At 58.8% G+C, this 19,128-nt stretch carries 17 protein-coding genes and 1 pseudogene; 6 read left to right on the top strand and 12 right to left on the bottom strand.

From position 1 onward, the window contains the following. Positions 1-30: 30 nt before the first annotated feature. Both ACA058_RS13440 and ACA058_RS13435 read right to left on the bottom strand, forming a co-directional pair. Positions 31-1,305, bottom strand: coding sequence for a cation:dicarboxylate symporter family transporter (locus ACA058_RS13440; RefSeq protein WP_497639515.1), 1,275 nt, complete (start codon positions 1,303-1,305; stop codon positions 31-33). 113 nt (positions 1,306-1,418) lie between these two features. Continuing rightward, positions 1,419-1,844: a VOC family protein gene (locus ACA058_RS13435; protein WP_497639514.1), complete on the bottom strand. Its 426-nt coding sequence runs from the start codon at positions 1,842-1,844 to the stop codon at positions 1,419-1,421. Between the two features lie 148 nt (positions 1,845-1,992). Between ACA058_RS13435 and ACA058_RS13430 the strand changes: the two genes are divergently transcribed. Next, positions 1,993-2,871, top strand: a complete 879-nt coding sequence (locus tag ACA058_RS13430; protein ID WP_497639513.1) for a LysR family transcriptional regulator — start codon at positions 1,993-1,995, stop codon at positions 2,869-2,871. Positions 2,872-2,915: 44 nt separating this feature from the next. On the opposite strand, the gene ACA058_RS13425 is transcribed toward ACA058_RS13430, so the two are convergent. From ACA058_RS13425 to ACA058_RS13390, 8 genes are all read right to left on the bottom strand, one after another. Then, positions 2,916-3,152: a hypothetical protein gene (locus ACA058_RS13425; RefSeq protein WP_497639512.1), complete on the bottom strand. Its 237-nt coding sequence runs from the start codon at positions 3,150-3,152 to the stop codon at positions 2,916-2,918. 88 nt (positions 3,153-3,240) lie between these two features. Next, entirely contained in the window at positions 3,241-4,653 is a 1,413-nt protein-coding gene (locus ACA058_RS13420) for an ATP-binding protein (protein ID WP_497639511.1), read from the bottom strand. After that, positions 4,650-5,312 carry a response regulator gene (locus ACA058_RS13415; RefSeq protein WP_497639510.1) on the bottom strand — a complete coding sequence of 221 codons (663 nt, stop codon included), beginning with the start codon at positions 5,310-5,312 and terminating at the stop codon, positions 4,650-4,652. The genes ACA058_RS13420 and ACA058_RS13415 overlap by 4 nt, the downstream gene beginning before the upstream one ends. Positions 5,313-5,323: 11 nt before the next feature. Further along, positions 5,324-5,968, bottom strand: coding sequence for a tetratricopeptide repeat protein (locus ACA058_RS13410; RefSeq protein ID WP_497639509.1), 645 nt, complete (start codon positions 5,966-5,968; stop codon positions 5,324-5,326). Next, positions 5,965-6,774 carry an SDR family oxidoreductase gene (locus ACA058_RS13405; RefSeq protein WP_497639508.1) on the bottom strand — a complete coding sequence of 270 codons (810 nt, stop codon included), beginning with the start codon at positions 6,772-6,774 and terminating at the stop codon, positions 5,965-5,967. Before ACA058_RS13405 ends, ACA058_RS13410 begins: the two co-directional genes overlap by 4 nt. Further along, positions 6,761-7,435: an iron-containing redox enzyme family protein gene (locus tag ACA058_RS13400; RefSeq protein ID WP_497639507.1), complete on the bottom strand. Its 675-nt coding sequence runs from the start codon at positions 7,433-7,435 to the stop codon at positions 6,761-6,763. Before ACA058_RS13400 ends, ACA058_RS13405 begins: the two co-directional genes overlap by 14 nt. Next, entirely contained in the window at positions 7,432-8,913 is a 1,482-nt protein-coding gene (locus tag ACA058_RS13395) for an AMP-binding protein (RefSeq protein WP_497639506.1), read from the bottom strand. Before ACA058_RS13395 ends, ACA058_RS13400 begins: the two co-directional genes overlap by 4 nt. After that, positions 8,903-9,580, bottom strand: coding sequence for a thermostable hemolysin (locus tag ACA058_RS13390; protein ID WP_497639505.1), 678 nt, complete (start codon positions 9,578-9,580; stop codon positions 8,903-8,905). Before ACA058_RS13390 ends, ACA058_RS13395 begins: the two co-directional genes overlap by 11 nt. A 202-nt stretch (positions 9,581-9,782) precedes the next feature. Here ACA058_RS13390 and ACA058_RS13385 point away from each other — a divergent pair, with 202 nt between their 5' ends. Both ACA058_RS13385 and ACA058_RS13380 read left to right on the top strand, forming a co-directional pair. Continuing rightward, the gene (locus ACA058_RS13385; protein WP_497639504.1) at positions 9,783-10,286 is read left to right on the top strand and encodes a GNAT family N-acetyltransferase; all 504 of its coding nucleotides are present in this window, start codon (positions 9,783-9,785) and stop codon (positions 10,284-10,286) included. 634 nt (positions 10,287-10,920) lie between these two features. Further along, a complete protein-coding gene (locus tag ACA058_RS13380; protein WP_497639503.1) occupies positions 10,921-11,250 on the top strand; it encodes a hypothetical protein in 330 nt (109 codons plus the stop codon). A gap of 152 nt (positions 11,251-11,402) precedes the next feature. Here the strand turns inward: ACA058_RS13380 and ACA058_RS13375 are convergent, their stop codons facing one another. Continuing rightward, the gene (locus ACA058_RS13375; protein WP_497639502.1) at positions 11,403-12,905 is read right to left on the bottom strand and encodes an aldehyde dehydrogenase family protein; all 1,503 of its coding nucleotides are present in this window, start codon (positions 12,903-12,905) and stop codon (positions 11,403-11,405) included. 165 nt (positions 12,906-13,070) lie between these two features. Here ACA058_RS13375 and ACA058_RS13370 point away from each other — a divergent pair, with 165 nt between their 5' ends. Both ACA058_RS13370 and ACA058_RS13365 read left to right on the top strand, forming a co-directional pair. Then, on the top strand, positions 13,071-13,862 hold the full coding sequence (locus ACA058_RS13370) for an N-acetylmuramidase domain-containing protein (protein WP_497639501.1): 792 nt from the start codon (positions 13,071-13,073) through the stop codon (positions 13,860-13,862). 406 nt (positions 13,863-14,268) lie between these two features. Continuing rightward, complete coding sequence (locus ACA058_RS13365) at positions 14,269-14,784, top strand: HvfX family Cu-binding RiPP maturation protein (protein WP_497639500.1); 516 nt, start codon at positions 14,269-14,271, stop codon at positions 14,782-14,784. Between the two features lie 159 nt (positions 14,785-14,943). Here the strand turns inward: ACA058_RS13365 and ACA058_RS13360 are convergent. After that, positions 14,944-15,045, bottom strand: a pseudogene (locus ACA058_RS13360) (GlxA family transcriptional regulator); the annotation flags it as partial. 203 nt (positions 15,046-15,248) lie between these two features. On the opposite strand from ACA058_RS13360, the gene ACA058_RS13355 reads away from it, so the two are divergent. Next, positions 15,249-18,740, top strand: coding sequence for a hypothetical protein (locus ACA058_RS13355; protein ID WP_497639499.1), 3,492 nt, complete (start codon positions 15,249-15,251; stop codon positions 18,738-18,740). The last annotated feature ends 388 nt before the right edge of the window (positions 18,741-19,128 follow it).

The following is a 19,128-nucleotide window of genomic DNA, read 5'->3' as shown; positions in this document are numbered from 1 at the left end:
ACCAGGCCGCTAGTGTTTCCTGTCAGATGTCTACTCGTGAATTGCCATGTTTTTTTGCGCTACCGGATTGACTCGTGAAGGCTCAAGGGCCGCCCTCTCCCATTTGGCGATAACCAAGGGTGCGATGGCATTGCCCAACACATTCAATGTGGTGGTACCGCTATCGATAATCCTGAAGATGCCCGCGATCAATGCCACCCCTTCCAATGGAAGACCGGCAGACGCCAATGTCGCAGACAAGATGATGATGGCAAATCCAGGTACTCCGGCAGCTCCTTTGGAGGTCAGCACCATCGTGACCACCAGCAGAATCTGCTGGGAAAGCGAGAGGTCGATACCATAGAGTTGTGCGACAAAAATCGTCGCCACGCCAAGAAAAATCGACGCGCCATCCAGATTGAACGCATACCCCACCGGCACCACAAAACTGACGATGCGGCGCGCAACGCCATAGCTCTCCAGCTTGCTCATCAGCTGCGGCATCACCGCTGCCGACGCGGCACTCGAGAACGCAAGAATCAGCTCGTTTCGGAAGTACTTGATCAGCTTGAAGATGTTCTCGCCGATCAAATAGCAAATACCGCCGAGTACCACCAACGCAAAGACAATCAGTGCCAGGTACACCACACCAATCAGCTTTAGCAAGGGCAATAGCGAGGCAAAGCCAAAGGTCGCAACGGTAGCGCCGATCATGCCAAATACACCTATCGGAGCGTACGCCATGACGATTGAGACGACTTTGAACATCGCATCGGAAATACCCTGAACCACCGCGACCACTGGCGCGCTTTTCTCTCTAGGTAGCGAGTTCAAGGCCATGCCGAACAACACCGCGAAGAACAGCACCGACAGCAGCTTCGCCTCCGACATCGCAACGAAGACATTGTCCGGGACAATGTTCTGCACAATGACGAGGGCGCCCTTCGAAGGTTCCATCGTGATAGACGCAGAGCTATGCGTGATGCCCGAAATATCGGTACCCGTGCCAGGCTCGAAGATATTTGCGAAACACAGACCCATTACAATCGCCAGGCCGGTAATCGCAAAGAAATATCCCAACGACTTTATGCCCATACGACCAAATGACTTGTTATCACCGCCTCCTGCGATGCCCAGGATCATGCAACAGAACACGATCGGCACAACCACCATCTTCATCATCTTGATGAAGATATCGCCAAGCGGTTTCAGGATTTCCGCACTAACCCACAATTGATACTGCGGATGCGTATTGAAGTACCAACCGACGAGCACGCCAAGCAGCAGCCCGGCAATGATTTGCCACACCAAGGGAATACGTTTCATGTCTAGCCTTCTTGTTGGAATGAAAGGACTGCATTAATTGGCAGTTGCTAGAGTCATGAGCTTCCAGCTCACTTGAGTTCAAATGGCACAACGCTGTTGTGCCAACACTGTTCTTATTTTGCGAAGAGCTGGCTCATATCCTTGAACGCCTTGAATTCAAGGGCATTTCCACAAGGGTCAAATAAAAACATGGTGGCTTGCTCGCCGACCTGCCCTTTGAAACGAATGTAGGGCTCGATCACAAACTCCGTGCCGAAAGACTTCAAGCGCTCAGCCAGTGCTTCCCATTCTTCCCAGCCCAGGATGATGCCGAAGTGCGGAACAGGTACGTCGTGGCCGTCTACCGGGTTGCTATGGACGCTTTCCTGGGAAGCGGTTTTTGGGTGTTCGTGAATGACCAACTGATGGCCATAAAAGTTGAAGTCGACCCACTGGTGACTGGAACGACCTTCTTCCAGGCCGAACACTTCGCCGTAAAATGTGCGTGCGCCAGCAAGGTTGTAGACGGGGATTGCGAGGTGGAAAGGCGAGAGGCTCATCGGAACTCCAATACAATTTTTTTGTTGGTGAAGGACCGGCATCGGCTTATTGGTTCGGCCAGTTGCCGGGGGATAGGCACATCGTAGGGCGGCCTACCAAGCAAAAAAATCAATATATTTTTCTTAGAAACACAATTAATATTTGTGAATGATCAAAGAACTCAAGACACTCATCGCCGTTGCACGGGAAGGAACCTTTGCCGCTGCCGGGAATAAAATCGGCCTCACCCAGGCAGCGGTGAGTGCCCAGATCCAGCGTCTGGAAGCCGAACTCGGCTTCGAGATATTCGACAGGAAGGGACGCTCAGCCCACCTCAACAGGATGGGCCACCAAATACTCCTGCAAGCGCAGGAACTGCTTCGCCTCTACGACAATCTGGGCTCCACCACTGTCGGACTTCCTGCAGGCGTCCTGGTGAACATCGGTGCGATCGCTTCCGTGCAGCGATCCTTTTTACCGGACGCATTAGCCAGGTTTCACCAACAATGCCCGCAGTGCCGCACCCGGGTAATCCCAGGGCTATCGATGGAGTTGGTAAACCTCGTGGATGCCGGCGAAATCGACATGGCAGCAATCATTCGCCCGCCCTTCTCGCTACAAAGCGATCTGCGCTGGACGACCTTGGCACTTGAGCCCTACCGCTTGATTGTGCCGCGTGAACTGCCGGGAGAAGATTGGTCAGAACTACTTTCCAGCCAACCGTTCATTCGGTATGACCGATCATCATTCGGGGGCAGACAGGTGGATCGCTTCCTTCGGCAAATGCATTTCACCTTGCGCGAGGTTTGCGAGCTGGATGAACTGGAGGCCATCATCAAGCTGGTTGAAAATGGTGTCGGCGTTGCTTTAGTGCCGCAGACAGCAACCCATCAGGAATGGCCCGCAGGTGTACGAGCGCTCGATCTGGGGCAGCACACTTTCCACCGTGATATCGGGCTCGTACACAGGTCTCGACAGAGTTTTACCGAACCGGTGCGGATACTCGCCCAACTTATTAGTGAGCAAGTAAAGACTGGCCCTGAATAAAATACGGACGGCAAAAGGGGTTGCTGGTTGCCGCAAAACTCCCATCAACCGGGTTGATCGTCGATCTTGATCTGCGTCAGCCCTACCAGTTCAGCCTGCTTCAGAACCTCCTCTGGCGTCGCGTCCGCGTTGGGCATGACCAGGCTGTTTTCTCCATCGCCGAAATGCAGTTGCAGCAAGTGCATCGCCGCCTCATGGATGGGCAACCGAGGTTGCTTGAGTTCGAAGATGTGGGTGCGCGGTTCGCCGTTGAACAGGTATTCCACGGTGTAGTTGTGCATAGCGGATTCCTCGATACAGCCCTGCCCTTTCATGCCAGGCCTACCTTTTGGCAAATGATCAGTGGCAAAGGTTCGATTCTTTACTTGCTCACAACATATGGATATCCGTATCTATCTGAGGGCAATGCCAGGGGCACGCGCGGCAAATTTCCAACGTGGCGCGCAACCCTGCCGGGCTGCGATTCTCCAGCTTGATCTGCCCACCCAGGCGATCTGCAATGGCCTGGACGATGGTCAGTCCCAGCCCTGCACCCTGGTCATTTCCGCGGCTGTAGAAACGCTCGAAAAGCCGCTCGCGATCGTCCTCATTGATACCCGGTCCCTCATCTTCGACTGACAGTTCGTAGCCATTTTCCTTGGCGGACAGCGTTACCCTGATGAGTCCATGCGGTGGGGAGAAGTTCGCAGCATTGGTTACCAGGTTATTAAGGGCAATATCAATCGCTGCGGGGTCGACTCTCACGGGGCCGATGTCGTCACTGACGTCGAACACCAGTTCAAGATCCTTGCTCAACAACCAGGGCGTCAGCTGAATCAGGCTGTCGCGAACGGTGGCGGCCAGATCGATAGGTGCAGGCGGTTGAGTGCCTGTTTCAGGCTCGATACGCGCCATGGTGAGCAATTGGTTGACCAGTCGGCTGGTACGGTCGACGCCGGCAATCAGGTGTTCAAGCGATACGCGCCGCTCCTCTTCACTCCCTGCTTCCATCAGATTTTCGGCATGCACCCTGAGCACGGCCAATGGTGTGCGCATTTCGTGGGCGGCGTCAGCGATAAAGCGCCGCTCACGCCCCATGACTTCCTGAATTTGCGCGAGCATTCGGTTGAGCGCTGCCTGCATCGGTTCAAGCTCCGTGGGGAGCGGCGTCAATTGCAAAGGGTCGAGTGAGCCGGGAGGCCTCGCCCGCAGTGTTGCCGCCATATTGACCAGGGGTTTCAATCCCCAGCCGATGGCCAGCCAGATCATTGCCGCCAGCATCAGGCTTCCCAGGATATTGGGCCATAAAGTGTGACGTACGATCCGGTCTACCAGGTCCGATCGGACGTCGTCGCGTTCGCCCACCCAGATGCGCAGGTTGTTTTGTTTGTCTTCGAGCAAGAAGGCGCGCCAGTGCCGGTTGTTCAGATCCACTACATCACTGAAGCCTGGCGTAGCCGGTGGTGCACTGAAGGACGGTGAGCTCGCCGTGTGCACCAGCATCTCCCCCTTGAAGTTCCAGACCTGAAAGGCAATCTTCGTTTCATAGGGATGCCCATCGACTCTGGGCGCCGCCTCGCTCAAGGCCTGATTGAAAGCCTGATACAGATCAGCATGTTCCTTGCTCGCCATGGGCATGCGCATGACGCCTTGTAAAAGGCGGGCGTTCTGGGCCAATTGGGCATCGTAGACTTCGGCAATTTCGTGGTTGCTGTCGTACAGGTTGAGTACGCTGATCACCATCAGGCCGGCGAGCATCAGGCCAATGATCAAGGTCAGGGTGCGACGCCTGATCGAGGTCATCGACGCTCCTCCACCAGATACCCGATCCCGCGGATGGTGCGGATCAGGTCGGTAGAGAACTTCTTGCGCAGGTGATGGATGTGCACTTCCAGGGTGTTGCTTTCGGCTTCCTCGTTCCAACCATAGAGCAACTGCATCAGATGATCGCGAGTCATTACCCGGCCGGGTGGCGACAGTAGTTCATGCAGCAACTGGTATTCCTTGGGTGTCAGGGCTACTGGCTCGCCCTTGTAACTGACTTGCTGGGTGCCTGGGTTCAAGCTGATACCGGCGTGTACGATCAGCGATTGCGCGCGGCCAGCGCTGCGCCGAAGGAGCGCGCGTATGCGGGCTTTCAACTCGGCCAGGTCGAAAGGCTTGATCAGGTAATCATCGGCTCCGGCATCCAGCCCGGAGATGCGGTCTTCGGTGGCATCGCGCGCGGTCAGGATCAGCACCGGTAGAGTGGAGCCGCTGTCACGCAGGCGCCTCAGCACCGGGAGACCGTCCATGCGCGGCAGGCCAAGGTCAAGTACCGCCAGATCGAAGATTTCACTGAGCAGCGAGTGCAAGGCGCTGCTGCCATCCTGCAACCAGTCGACGGTGTAGCCTTCACGACTGAGGGCCTGATGAATGCCCTCGCCGAGCGCCACGTCATCCTCTATCAGTAATAAGCGCACACGGACTCCTGTCAGCCGAGTTTCTTGTTCACGTCAACCAATAGCGTTTCAATCTCTTTGCGCCGCCCGGCGTCGGCGCTTTCGCGGCCGGGACGAGGCGCGGCCAACAAGGCTTTTTGCAGTGCTGCCCTGGCCTCGACGTAACGCTTTTGACGGTAGAGGTGATCCCCCCAAAAGTACAGGCTATCGATGCCGTTGGGGTTCATTTGCAAGGCTAGCTTGAGCAATTGTTCAGCCTTGTCCGAGTCGCCAAAACCAATGGGCCAGCCCGGCACACGGTCATACAGCGCACCGAGGCTGGTGTAGGCAGAGCCTTGCAATGCCTTGGGGTCTAACGCCAGGGCTTTTTCCAGATCGGCTTTCGCCTCTTTGACCTTGCTCAGCGCCCCGAGGCCTCCTTGGGCACCGGCCCAACTACTGGTGACGATACCGGCCCAGATCCATGCCTCTGCTACGGCCTGACGTTCCTGTGTGAAGCTTGAAGCTTGCGCGGCGAGTTTTTCGAAGGCAGCGGTGCGTTGTCCCTCGGGCAACTCGTACTGAATGTGCGCCCAGCTTTGCTGGATCCCGTTGAGCCGTTGCTGGTCGGCGGCATCCAGTGCCCAGACACTCTGGCTCAATACGCCAGACAGCAGGCAAGCGATGATCTTTTTCATGGTTTGAGATTCTCCTGGTCGGGTTTCTCGCTCAGGTGGCGGATCAGGGGCAATTGTTTACGCAAGCCACGGTCCACCAGATGCGGCAGCAGGCTGTTGAGGCGTACAAAAAAGCGCTCCGGCCAGCCCAGGTACAAGTCGCGACGGTCACCGGCAATGGCGTGAATCACAGCGGCTGCCACGGCTCGCGGATCGTCGACATTGGCCTTGAGGGCATCGTTGAGCGCCTGGGCCGCCGGGCTGTTCATGCTGGTGCGGGTGGCTCGAGGGGCGACGTAGAGCACGCTGACCCGGGTATCCGCCAGTTCCCGGCGCAGGGCTTCGGAGAACCCGCGCAGGGCAAACTTGGTCGCGCAGTAACTGGCGTATCCGGGGTAGCCAATGGAGCCATAGGTCGAACCGACGTTGACCACCATGGCACTGTCGGCCTGCTTGAGCAGTGGCAGCAGCAGTTTTGTCAGGCAGATCGGCGCACTGATGTTCACCGCCAGCATCGCGTTGATCTCACTGTCGTCCAGCTGTTCGAGCATGGCGAAATGGTTGACCCCGGCGGCATTGATCAGCAGGTTGATACCGCCGATACTTTCAGCCTCCGCCAGCACTTCGCGGCGCTGGGATTGCAGCGTCAGGTCAGCACCGATCCAGCACAGGTTGCGGGGGTAAAGCTCAAGCAGTGACGCCAGCGGTTGCCGATTCCGGGCCACGGCCAATACCCTGGCACCACTGACGCACAGGGCCGTGGCGATGGCTAGGCCGATGCCGCCGCTGGCTCCGGTCAACACCACCCGAGCTTCAGACAGGCGCATGCAGGTTCTCCCCGTCACGCGGCAAGCCGCGGAACATATCGGTGTACAGTTGGTAGACCACTGTGGAGGCGTGAATGACCGCGGCCTGATCGTCCGGGTCTTCCAGTCTGTCCATGAGTCGGCGATAGGTCTGCATGTGTTCGATATCCAGCGAGCCGTGGGAACTGAGGTAGCTGAAGGCGCTTTCCGGCAGATCCAGGCGTTCGCGAATGCTGCCGGCGGCGCGGGTAGCCAGGGCGATGCTGGTGCCTTCAAGCACGTTGACCATGCCGAACAGCCCCACCGGGTTGTCCCGGGCAATCAAGTCGTAGAGGAAGCTGACCATCAATTCGATCGGCAAGGACGGACGCCCGTCGCGTACAGCGTCCTTGTCACCGCCGCAGGCCTGGATGTCATCAAGTACCCACTTTTCGTGGCCGTATTCATCCTCGATGTATTCGCACACCGCTTCACGCAGCCATTCCAGACGTAACGGCAAGCGCGCACCACAAGCCATCATCAACGGCACGGTATGGCGCACGTGGTAATAGGCTTGTGCCAGAAAGGCGCGGTAACTTTCCAGGCTGACCTTGCCCTCCAGCGCATCGCGGATGATCGGCAAGTTGAACAACTCAATGCGTTCCTGTTGAGTGGCTTCCTGCAACCTGTCAAAAAAACTCATGGTGCGGTTTCCTCGGAAAATGCGGATTCGCTCAGTTGCACCCTGTAGCGTTCGACGATGACATCACGGCGCGGCCGGCCATTGGCGGTGAGCAAACCGTTGGCGGCAGTGAAGGGTTGGACGAGCCGGCTCCAGTGACGGACCTGGGCGTACCCGGGCAAAGCATCGTTGGCCTGGCTTACGGTGGCGGCCAGTTGTTGGTCAGTACAATCCGGGCGATGTGGCCAGAGCAGCGCATGGTTGTGCGGCATGGCCTCGCCATGGACGAAGGCCTGGGCGATATGCCCGCGCTGGGTCAGTTCGGCCTCCACCCACTCGGGATTCACGTTGCGCCCGAAACTGGTGACGAACTGATGTTTCTTGCGTCCCTTGAGGTAGAGAAAACCCTCGGCGTCGAACTCGCCGAGATCGCCGCTGGGCCACCACTGCTCGGTGTGCGGCGCCTCTCCCAGATAGCCCAGCAAGGTTGAACCCTTGATCAGCACTTCGCCGTCGTCCGCCAAACGAATCTGCACATGGGGCAACGGCCGTCCGACACTGCCGGGGCGGCACGCTTGTGGGCGATTGAGGCACACCACTGATGCACACTCCGACAGTCCATAACCTTCGTAGACCGGCAGGCCCACACGCTGGGCCCGACGCAGCAGATCCTCGCAAACCCGGGCGCCGCCCACGGCGGCAAAACGCAGATGCTGTGGGTCGAAGGCTTTCCGTTCGGCAGCGCCGACCAGCATCAGCAGCAACTGAGGTACCAGAATCAGGCTCTGGGGGGACCGGCTGGACAGGCATGCCAGCAGTTGCGGCACATTCGCACCGCTGGCGCCTTGAATCCCCAGAGTTTTCTCGCTGGGAAGGCTCAAGGTCGCGCCAGCATGCAACGCGGCATAACAACCGATGTTTTCCAGCAAAATGGCGAGCGGCAGCAGGGCCAGGTGGTGTTGCGGGTCGGTGGGTTTGCTGGCCAGATCCAGCTCGCGGGAGACCCGCAAGATGCTGTCCGCACTCAAGCACACACCCTTGGGCGTACCCGTAGTGCCCGAGGTGAAGGTCAACTTGGCAGTGCCTTCAGGCATCCGGTTCCGGCCACTGAAGGTGCGACGCAAGAACTCGCCGTTCTGCTGATATCCAGCCGCTTGCAGTTCGTCGTGCAGTGGCGGTTCGGCAATTACCCGTTCGGCCTGGCTTTGTTCCAGGCAATGCTTGCGCTGCGCCGGACTGAAAAAGCCCGGCAAGGTCACACAGGTCAGGCCTTCGAACAGTGCGGCCAGATCCCAGAGCATGGCGTCGACGCCGTTGTCCAGCGCCAGTGCAACGACCTTGACCTGCTCGTTTCGCAGACGCTGTTGGCGATCCATCACTTCGGCATACAGCGTGGCGTAGTCCAGTTTCAGCTGATCGCCCCACAATGCAGTGGGACTTGCTTTACGCTCGGCATGGTTGCGCAGGGTCTGTTTGAAACGTTCCACTTCAGGCGACATGGCAGCAAGCCTCAATGGACGTTGGCAAACCCAGGCGGCTGAACAACCCGATATCGCGCAGATGAATGAATCCGGCGCGGATGTTGCCAACATGAACCCAAGGCTTGCTTTGGTAGTAGCTGCCCCAGGTGTGGCGGAACTCGCCAAGTCGCGCAGGGTCGGCGGCACACAGCGTGACCGGCTTCAAACCCAGGCGATGAAAGCTGTTGACCAACCCCAGGTTCCCGGTAAAGGCCACCCATTCCAGTCCCCCCATGGCCAACAGGTAGGTCATCGCGATGATGCTCATTCGAGCGTTTGCGGTGTCGCTGGCTGCCAGGTTGCCCACCTCGACGATGGCCGATCGGTCTACGGTCTGGTCGGCGGCGGCACTGATCAGCGGATCGATCGCCTCGTCCAGGTAACACTCCAGAAACAGCGGTCCGGCGCTCGCCAGACGTACACCGACCACCGCACACAGCGCATCGCACGCATCGATCATGCCGAACAGTTCCGGCATGAAATGGCGAATGTCGGCACCGTGAGCCTTACGAAAACGTTGCTGGATAAAGATTTCGAAGGCGCACCGTTGCGGGTCCTCCGGCAATGCTCTGGCGACATGCATTCGCGGCGCTTCGGCTTGGCCAAAGTGCAGCGGCAACTGAACATTCCAGTTGAAATCAGACATTGGGAAACACCTCCCCCCGGATCAATTGGGGAGAAGTATCAAAGGCATTTCTTAACGAAGTCTGAAGGTGATAAAGAGATCAGCCGAAGTGCTCTCAAGATTGCCTGTCGATGGCGGGGCACCATCACCCCTTGCCAACGAACCCGCAAGGCTTCGGCCATAATGACCCTGTCTTGCACTGCAATCGGCGGGAACCTGTCAGATGATCTCGATTGAACTGCACGCGGCCCGGCGCGATGAGCTGCAGACCATTGAAAACTTGATGCAGTTCTACACCTATGACTTCAGCGAGTGGTTGCCGCTGTCACTGGGCGAGCATGGCTTTTACAATCTCATGCCTCTCTCGGACTACTGGCGAAAACCCGCGACCCAGGCATTTCTGATCAAGGTTGACGGGGAGTTGGCCGGGTTTGTTACCGTGGATGACGAAATTCATGTACCCGACGCCTGCTACAACATCGGTTACCTGTTCGTCAGCCGGCGCTTTCGCGGCCAGGGTGTCGCCAGGTTTATCGTTTCCACCCTCTTGAACCGGCTCCCTGGTCGATGGCAGATTTTCCATGTCGAGGCGAACCAGCCGGCACGGCTGTTCTGGGCTGCCGTGATACCTGAGGCGACGCAAAAGCAGTTCAGCCTTCATCAGATGTTGATCCAGGGATTGCCGTGCACCGTTTACTGTTTTGAACAACCGTACCCCCCCCTGTAGGAGCGAGCATGCTCGCGAAAAACCTGAGAGCACCGTGGGGTGTCAGGCACCCCGCGTCATCGTTGACCTCCATCGCGAGCATGCTCGCTCCTACAAGGGTGTAGACGCAGACACCCGACTGCAGCCCCCCCTTTCTAATTCCAAATCAGCTTTGTCCGACAATATGTAGTGACTGAAAAAAATCACTACAAAACCGTTGACGCCTTCGATTTGCCCTTGCATGATGCAGACGTCTCCCCGATCGGGAGTACTGGCAACACGCTTGAGCAAGCTCGTCTGACCGCCGAGCTGTTTTTTCCGGATACACCCTGCCCACAAGGCAGATTGAAGAAGCTGACCTGGCCTGAACGTCCAGTACAAGGACGAGAAGCGCTGGCGATCCATCCTCATGAAGCTTGTCGCCGACCCTGAAAACGTCGGCAGGGGCCGAAGGTTATCGCCGCTTCTCTTCGTTGTGACGCTATTGCGTAGCAGTTATTCAACACGACTACATGCAACAGACGCGGTTCCCCGTCGATTTCGGCGGACGACTGCTGACGTCCTGGTTTCGGTGCCAGGGATCAACTAACCGATGGGCTACTTGTATTAGCGAATCAACTTTGAAAGATCACCAAATGGTCAAGGGGGCTTTATCATGAATCTGAACAATCAACCTACTATCGAAGAACTGGCTCGTATGTTCGCGGCGCAAAAAGACAGCCACGACAGCCATATTCTGTGGATCAGCAAATCGGGCCAGGTGCATATCGACTGCCTGTCGCCGCATGCCCATGAAGCGGAGTTCGACCAGAACAACCAGAACCTGCTCGCCCGACTGAAAATGTACCGTCGCGGCCAGGGCTATGTCGGCAAGAAAGCCGCAGCCGACAAGAACTTCATCGGTAATGTGCTGCAAACGCTGAAACAGGCCTGGGACTCGCTGCAGAACCAGAACGAAACTCGGGTGATTGACCGGTTCTACTGATTGAAGTGAGTTATCGCTGACTTGCTAATAAAAAGGGCCTGCTGCCACTAAGAGCAGGCCCTTTTTTTAATGCCCGTGTATTCCTGTTCAACGCAGATCTAATGTGGGAGCTTGACCGCAGCGACCGCCCAGGCAGCCGCTGCGCAAAATTTTTAGCGTTTGACCGACAGATCGATCTGGGTCATGCGACTGCGAATGGTAAACACACCATCGCCCGAGAGAATCGCGCTGCGCGCAAACAGGCGCCCGCTCTCCCAGTTCGACAAGCCCAGTTCCGGCTTGTTGAGTGCGTACTGACCATCGACCCAACGGGTAATCCCGTTGCCGACAAAAGGCGCGTTGACCGCGTTGTAGAAGCGTTCCTGAGTCGCCGCATCTTCACTGAGCAGCGACACAGTGAATTGCGGGCTGTAGCGGTTGAACAAGGCGATGGCACTGTCCAGGTCGTCGACGATCTTCAGGCTGACTTCCGGGGTTTCTTCCCATTCCCACTCACGACCCAATTGATCTTCCGGCAAGGGTTCGGCCAGTGCTTCGGTGCGATAGCCTTCCGCACGGTAGACCTCGACGGTGGCGGTTTGCCAATCCACCGGCAGGAACGCTTCGCTGCCCAGGGCGATGTGCAACTTGCAGCCCTGGCCGCGTGCCTTGCCGGCCTGTTGCAGCGCATCGAGAAACAGCGGCACCAGTTCAGCGGCGCGGGCGCGATGAATCAGGCAGACGTTCAGGGTGTTGCAGACCTTGCGGTCGAGGGAGTTGCGCACCACGGCGGCGAAGCGCGTGGAGTCGGCGTCAGTGTCGGCGATCAACCAGGCGCCACCGGTACCGTGCAGGCTGACGGCGGTACCGGCCTGTTGCGCGATGCTGCCCAGTTGACTGACGGCGCGCCCCGAACCACGGGCCACGGCCAGTGACAGACGGCGGTCGGCGAACATCGCCCAACCGGCGGCGTGATTGACGCTTTCCACCAGAGACACCGCACCGGTCGGCAACCCAGCGTCGTTCAGTGCCGGGTTCAGTGCGTGAGTGACGATGGCCTGGGCCGTGCCCAACGCATCGCTGCCAATGCGCAGCACCGCGGTGTTACCGGTGCGCAACACACCGGCGGCATCGGCGAAGACATTCGGCCGGCCCTCGAAGACGAACGCGACGATGCCCAGTGGCGAGACCACTTGCTCGACTTTCCAGCCGTCGTGCTCGACGCAACTGATCACTTTACCGCGGGTGGCCGACGCATCGCGCCAGGCGCGCAAGCCGCCGATCATGTCGCGGCGCATGCGCTCATCGGCCAGCAAACGCGTGGTCGAGCGGCCACGAGCCTTGGCCCGTTCAATGTCGGCCAGGTTCGCGGCCTCGATCAAGGCCCAGCACTCAGACGTCTCCAGACGTTGCGCGAACAAATCGAAGAAGGCGCTGATGGCCTGATCCGACACCGACGACATCGCGGTAAATGCCGCTTCGGCACGTTCGATCGCGACGGCCGCCGCTTGCTGGTCAGCCACCGGGATCAGCAACAGTTCGCCGCTGACCTGCTCGACCAACAGGTGGTCACCGGGCTGAAAGCGTTCCGCCAGTTCGGGGCTGACGACAGTGACACGATTACCGGCGAAAGGGATCGGCGTGCCAGCGACTAGACGTTCGAGCGCAAGAGACATGAAGCGGTTACACCATGCAATGGGCGGGCGGAAAATGTATAGCAAAAGTCCCCGAGCGTCATCCGCCACGCCCCTGCGCCGATGATCGCAAACCCCACTGTGACAGCCCGGTGCACCTACGCTTAAACGGTACCCCCCGCGTTTGCTGTTTCGAAGGAGGCCGTCATGAGCGATGAATTCAGAAGCCATGGCGCAGCCCTTGACGACGAAGGTCTGGAAAATGCCCTGGACCTGGCCAAAGTCAGCGCTGCACAACTCTGGGCTGTTCTGGCAGTAGAAACCTCCGGCAACGGATTCTTTTCCGACCGCCGTCCGAAAATCCTTTTCGAGCGTCACGTCTTCAGCCGCTTGACCCACCAGAAGTTTAACGCACAACATCCCGATATCAGCAGCAAAAGCCCTGGCAACTATGGTGCGTCGGGGGATCACCAGTACGACCGGCTGAATCAGGCTATCGGCCTGAACCGCAATGCGGCGCTGCAAAGCACTTCGTGGGGGCTGGGTCAGACCATGGGGTTCAATTTCGCCTCCACCGGTTCTGCAGACGTCGAGTCGATGGTCAAGCGCATGGTCCTGTCCGAGAACGAACAACTGCTGTGTACCGTCGGCACGTTGATCGGTGGTGGTTCCGTAGCGGCGCTGCGGGCCAAGGACTGGGCAAATTTCGCCCGGCGCTACAACGGCCCCAACTACGCCATCAACAACTACGATTTGCGGCTCAGTGCCGCGTATCAAAAGTTCTCCTACGGCGGTACGCCCGACCTGAGGATTCGCACCGCGCAAACCTACCTGACGTACCTGGGATGGCACCCCGGTCCGATTGACGGCATCGTCGGCAAGCAGACCCGGGATGCGATGAATCTGTATCAGGCCAGAGAAGGTCTGGAGCTGACCACGGTGCTGGATGACGAGACGCTGGAACATCTGCGCGGCCGGATTCTGAGGATGTCGCCCTGATCCCGCACGAGAGACATCCCCTGTGGGAGCGTTATGCCGTTCACTTAAAACAATTTTCAGGCGAGCAAGAAATCTGTGGCGAGGGGATTTATCCCCGTTGGGTCGCGAAGCGGCCCTCAGCGTCCGTTCAAACAGACCGAGTTGTTCGGATTTACGACTGCTTCGCAGCCGAACGGGGATAAATCCCCTCGCCACAAAGGCTCTCACACAGGGATCATGGAGTCCTGGTTACGTATCAAAGTGTGTACAGCCCCGCCCCTGACACACCAGGCCTTCAAATCCCCGCGCCAACGACACACCGCAGATACACCTGGTTGATGAAATACGTCTGTCGATTGGCCACGCCGATCCCAGCACTCAACGGGCACATCGCCGCCCGACATCCCTGACTTGAAGGAGATCAACCATGAGCGCCACTATTTCATCGGCCGTGAAAGGCCTGCACCTGAACCTTGACCGTGCCGGCATCTGGATCGCGCCACTGACCCTGCGGGTGTTTCTTGCCTGGGAGTTCTTCGAGTCAGGCCTGGAAAAATTCAATGGCGAAAACTGGTTCGCCGACATCCAGGACCGCTTTCTGTTTCCGTTCAACCACCTTCCTGCCACGCTGAACTGGGAATTGTCGATGTGGGTGGAGCTGATCTGCGCGCTCGCCCTGCTAGTGGGCCTGGCCACACGGTTCTCGGCGATCAGCCTGATCGTGGTGACCATCGTCGCAACCGCCGCGGTGCACTGGCCGGCCGACTGGTCGACCTTGAACGAACTGGCCCAGGGTTACTCCATCAGCAACAAAGGCTTCGGTAACTTCAAGCTGCCACTGATCTACCTCGCCGCCCTCGTGCCGCTGCTGCTTTCGGGTCCCGGCAAGTTCAGCCTCGATGCCCTGCTGGCCCGGTTTTTCTGGCGCCGCAATCATCGCTGAAACGAAGCCGTACTGTAGGAGCGAGCTTGCTCGCGATGGACGTCAACGATAATGCTGGAAACCTGACACCCCGCGGCGTTCTCGGGTTCATCGCGAGCAAGCTCGCTCCTACACAGTGGGTCAAGAATTATCGAACCATTTCTACCACCGCCTCAATCACACCGGCTCTTGCATAGCGTTATTGGCCAGTTCGAACGTGGCGCACATGGCCAGACCCAGTACCTGGAAACCGGGGTAAACAATGAGTCCGATGTGTTGCATGGGGGTTGCCCCGAATGACCTTAAAGGTGGCATGACCGGTTATTCAGCCAGAGCACCGCACTGCACGCCTGCAGTCATTGCACCGGGTAAATAAACGTCCGACGGCAATTCGGTCAGACAATCGTCCATTCAGGCCATCCCCCTTCATTTATTGGGTCTATAAATAACAGTACACAGTTGGCCGCAAACAAGAGGCGCAGGCCATGGACAGCAAGGATTCGGGCACAAATCTGGCCTTCTGGTTGCCAGGCAGTGCAGTCATCCTGAGTCTGGTGGTATCGATGTTCGCCCTCACCCGCGAACCTTTTCTGGAACCGCGCCCAATCGGTGCCCAGTTCCAGGCGCAACTGCCCATCGAGGCCCGGCTGTGGCAGGACCCTTTCGACGCGGTGGAGCGTTATCGCAAGAAGCTTGTCGACAGCAAGAACCCGGACGCCGAGAACGTTTGCAGCCCCGGCCTCTCTCCCCTGAGCGCAGGACAATCGGCGCCCGATATCATGGTCGCGCTGGTCGAGGGCGGTCCCTACGCCGATGAAGTCGAACGGCGTCGGCGCATTCGCTATGCCTTGCTGGCCGGGTTCAAGAATTCCCATCGGGTGCCGGATCAGGAGCAGTACATCCACTGCCTGAAACTGGCCGCCAACCTGACACTCGATGCGCCGCAGAAAACCGCTTTCGTCGATACCCCCTACGAAGTGTTCGTGTCCAACCCCTTCGATCCACCGCTGGCACTTGAAGGCAAGCCTGCGCCCCCCGACCGCACGATCGTGTTCTGGCTGAAACAGGACGCGCTCGGCTCGAATCCGCTGCAACAGCTCGAGACGCTACGCGACAGCCTGAACAAAAAAGTCGCCATGGCCTGCGCGCCAGCACCCTGCGCGGTGCCTGCGGCCAATGCCGTCCTGAAGGTCATCGGCCCCTCGACCTCGACCGTGCTGCGCGACATGTTCCAGGACCAGGACATCGGCAAGGCCTCGCCGAACATCGAAATCTATTCACCGCTGGCCACGGCCGATAACGAGACGCTGGATCGCGGCTACCAGAAGCTTTCACCGCCTTTGGTCAACCGCGAGCCGATGAAGCTGCTGCGCACCGTCAGCGACGACGGCACCATGACCCAACTCATGCTCGAGGAGTTGAAGTTGCGCCGCGTGGACCCGGCCGCTGGCGTACGCTGTGGTGAGGGTAAACTGCGCCGGATCGGCTCACCCTGCACCGGCAATCTTCGCCGCAGCGGCAACCGTATCGCGTTGATTTCCGAGTGGGACAGCTTCTACAGCCGTGCCCTGATCGAAAGCTTCAAGTTGCAGGTGGCCAAGGACGCCCTCCTGGGTGACGGCGAGAAAAACCAGCGCGAAGCGGTCGACCAGTGGATTTTGCGCTTCAGTTACTTGCGCGGTCTCGACGGACGTCTGCCGGAAGAATCGGCGAGCACCGATAAAACCGCCAGTTTCGATGCCAGCAAAAACGCCCGTAGCGCATCCGCAATCGACCTCAGCCCACTGGAAAAATCCGACGGCAATTCCCAGCTCGATTACCTGCGACGCCTCGCCGACCACATCGCCAGCGAAGACGCGGCCTATCGACGCGATGGCGAAAGCGGCATCGGCGCCATCGGCATCCTGGGTGTCGATGCCTACGACAAGTTGTTGGTGCTGCAAGCACTCAAGAGCCGGATGCCCTACAAACTGTACTTCTCCACCGATCTTGACGCGCGCATGCTGCAACGGGGCCAGGCACAAACCACGCGCAACCTGATCCTCGCCGCGCCCTATGGCCTTACGCTGACCCGCGCCCTGCAACAGGACGTGCCGCCGTTTCGCGACAGCCTGCAAAGTGCAGTGTTTATCTCGGTACTGGCCGCCTTGGCACCGCAATCCTTTGATGCCAAACGCGCGAAATTCGACTATTCCAAATCCGAGCTGCTCTCGCCGGGTATTTATGAAGTCGGCATCAGTGGCTTCATTCCCCTGGCCACGCGACTGGGCGCCTCGCGCCCGACGAGTTGCCAGGCACCTACCCAATCCCAGTCGGATCGTGGCATACCGCCTCACGATCTGATGGCGCTACGCTGCCTGCAAGATCCATCGCCGCCGCCCTACCCTGAGCCCTCCAGGTCACTACGCGAGCGCTTCAAACAAAGCCAATCGTTCTTTTGGGCGGGACCTTTGACGCTCACCCTGTTGACCATCGCCGCGTTCATCCTCTGGTGGCGCATCGAGGGCCCCCAGGATGAACAGGACACGCGACTGGCGTGGGTGCGCGGCGTACCTATTACGCTGTTCATGGTAGCGGCGGCCTGCGCCTTCATTGCTACACGCTACTGGCATGCGGAGTTCCTGTGGTTCACCTTCGTGCTGGTGCTGCTGGGCATCCTGTCTTCGAACCTGGTCCGCCGCTCCACACGGCGACTGGCATTGGCCCAGGACGCGACGGCGAGTTTGACCCCAGGTTCATACGATGCCTGGGCGTGGTACATCGTGGTCCCGCTGGTAATGTTCATCCTCGCGTTGATGCTGGCGTACCAGATGCGCAGCACCTTGACCGACAACGGCCTGGGCGAGCCGATGTTCCTGCTCGAAGGCATCAGTGCCTGGCCGACCGTGGCGCTGCGCCTGCTGGCAGTGCTGATCTCGCTCTCGGCGTTGACCTGGGGCTGGCGTAAACTGCGCATCAACTGCGCCGACATCGAAAGCGCCTTCCATTTGCGCCTGCACATGCGCAAATACCAGACGACCCTGTGGGGCCAGGTGCGACGTTTGATCCGCCGCGGCAAAGGCTGGAGCCTGCGCCGCTGGTGCAATGAACTGGGCCATTGGCTGCTGCTGATTTTCTTCCCGCTGATGAGCGCCAGCGAAGACTGGTCGAAATCCTGCGCTGCCGCCCAGGCCCGCTGCACGGACGGACGCAAGATGATCGTCATTACGCGCTTCTGGGGTGAGCACTGCATCTGCGGTTCATTCGGTGCCCGCCTGTTGCGCGCGATACTCGCCACCTGGGCCTACATTGTGGTCACCAGCGTGCTGTTTGTGATCTGGCCCATGGAAGGCATGCCCGTGCGCGGCGCATCGGCGTGGTGGATGATGACCTGGCTGATTCCAACCCTGATTTTCCAGGTGCTGGTATTCTGGGTCATGGACGCCAACCTGTTGCTGACGCGCTTCATCCGTCATCTGAGCGAGCACCATGCGATCTGGCCGGGATCCTTGCAGGCCGAGCACAAGAAAATCTTTGGCATGCTCAAGCATCCCTGCATCGATGACTGGGTGGATCTGCAACTGATCGCCAAGCGTACGTCGGCGGTCAACCGGCTGATCTACGCACCGACCGCGGTGCTGTTGATCCTGCTGGCCTCGCGCAGCAGCCTGTTCGACAACTGGCCGACACCGCCGGGCCTGATTATTTCCTACCTGCTGACCGCGTTGCTGCTGCTCAGCTCAGCGCTCACCCTGCGGCGAGCCGCGGAAAAGGCCCGCACGGTGGCCTTGCAACGACTCGACGTCTATTTGCTGGAAACACCGGAATCGACACCGTGCTTTGCCAAATTCAAGATGATCCGCGAACGGGTTTCAACGCTCAACACCGGTTCGTTCTCGCGCTATTCCGAAGATCCGTTGATCCGTTCACTGCTGCTGTCCCTGACCGGTATCGGCGGCTCGGCGATTGTCGATGCTTTGAATTATGCGAAGTTTTAAGGACTGCGCATCATCAGGGCCGCTTCGGTAGGGCAATGCTGTTCACTTAAGCATGGGGTTGAATTTAAGAACTGGATTGGGGGGCATATCCATTGCTGCGGTAACGGCCACTTATGGTTTCGCCCTTACGGCGAGTCCCTTTTTCAAACGCCTGTACGGACCGGACACAAACGCCAAAAAGGAACCAAAAGGCTTTGCCCCACCACTCGGTGCCTCGCCTGGGCTCGGCATGCCCTCACTCCGGCTTCGTTCCGGTTCTGCGCAGTGGGCAACCCGGCATGGATGCCGGGTTAGCCGCGCTGGGCCAAGGATGGCCCATCGCGGCGGACTCTGTAGGAGCGAGCATGCTCGCGAAAAACCTGAGAGCACCGCGGGGTGTCAGGCTCCC

The organism is Pseudomonas sp. LBUM1649 (assembly GCF_059716155.1).
This window is presented reverse-complemented; position numbering and strand designations above follow the sequence as displayed.

What these genes read in the sequence shown, in the direction of transcription:
- ACA058_RS13395 (WP_497639506.1), bottom strand. Translation starts at nt 8,913, where the DNA reads ATGTCGCCTGAAGTGGAACGTTTCAAACAGACCCTGCGCAACCATGCC.
- ACA058_RS13435 (WP_497639514.1), bottom strand. Translation starts at nt 1,844, where the DNA reads ATGAGCCTCTCGCCTTTCCACCTCGCAATCCCCGTCTACAACCTTGCT.
- ACA058_RS13365 (WP_497639500.1), top strand. Translation starts at nt 14,269, where the DNA reads ATGAGCGCCACTATTTCATCGGCCGTGAAAGGCCTGCACCTGAACCTT.
- ACA058_RS13425 (WP_497639512.1), bottom strand. Translation starts at nt 3,152, where the DNA reads ATGCACAACTACACCGTGGAATACCTGTTCAACGGCGAACCGCGCACC.
- ACA058_RS13370 (WP_497639501.1), top strand. Translation starts at nt 13,071, where the DNA reads ATGAGCGATGAATTCAGAAGCCATGGCGCAGCCCTTGACGACGAAGGT.
- ACA058_RS13380 (WP_497639503.1), top strand. Translation starts at nt 10,921, where the DNA reads ATGAATCTGAACAATCAACCTACTATCGAAGAACTGGCTCGTATGTTC.
- ACA058_RS13375 (WP_497639502.1), bottom strand. Translation starts at nt 12,905, where the DNA reads ATGTCTCTTGCGCTCGAACGTCTAGTCGCTGGCACGCCGATCCCTTTC.
- ACA058_RS13390 (WP_497639505.1), bottom strand. Translation starts at nt 9,580, where the DNA reads ATGTCTGATTTCAACTGGAATGTTCAGTTGCCGCTGCACTTTGGCCAA.
- ACA058_RS13355 (WP_497639499.1), top strand. Translation starts at nt 15,249, where the DNA reads ATGGACAGCAAGGATTCGGGCACAAATCTGGCCTTCTGGTTGCCAGGC.
- ACA058_RS13400 (WP_497639507.1), bottom strand. Translation starts at nt 7,435, where the DNA reads ATGAGTTTTTTTGACAGGTTGCAGGAAGCCACTCAACAGGAACGCATT.
- ACA058_RS13420 (WP_497639511.1), bottom strand. Translation starts at nt 4,653, where the DNA reads ATGACCTCGATCAGGCGTCGCACCCTGACCTTGATCATTGGCCTGATG.
- ACA058_RS13430 (WP_497639513.1), top strand. Translation starts at nt 1,993, where the DNA reads ATGATCAAAGAACTCAAGACACTCATCGCCGTTGCACGGGAAGGAACC.
- ACA058_RS13385 (WP_497639504.1), top strand. Translation starts at nt 9,783, where the DNA reads ATGATCTCGATTGAACTGCACGCGGCCCGGCGCGATGAGCTGCAGACC.
- ACA058_RS13410 (WP_497639509.1), bottom strand. Translation starts at nt 5,968, where the DNA reads ATGAAAAAGATCATCGCTTGCCTGCTGTCTGGCGTATTGAGCCAGAGT.
- ACA058_RS13440 (WP_497639515.1), bottom strand. Translation starts at nt 1,305, where the DNA reads ATGAAACGTATTCCCTTGGTGTGGCAAATCATTGCCGGGCTGCTGCTT.
- ACA058_RS13405 (WP_497639508.1), bottom strand. Translation starts at nt 6,774, where the DNA reads ATGCGCCTGTCTGAAGCTCGGGTGGTGTTGACCGGAGCCAGCGGCGGC.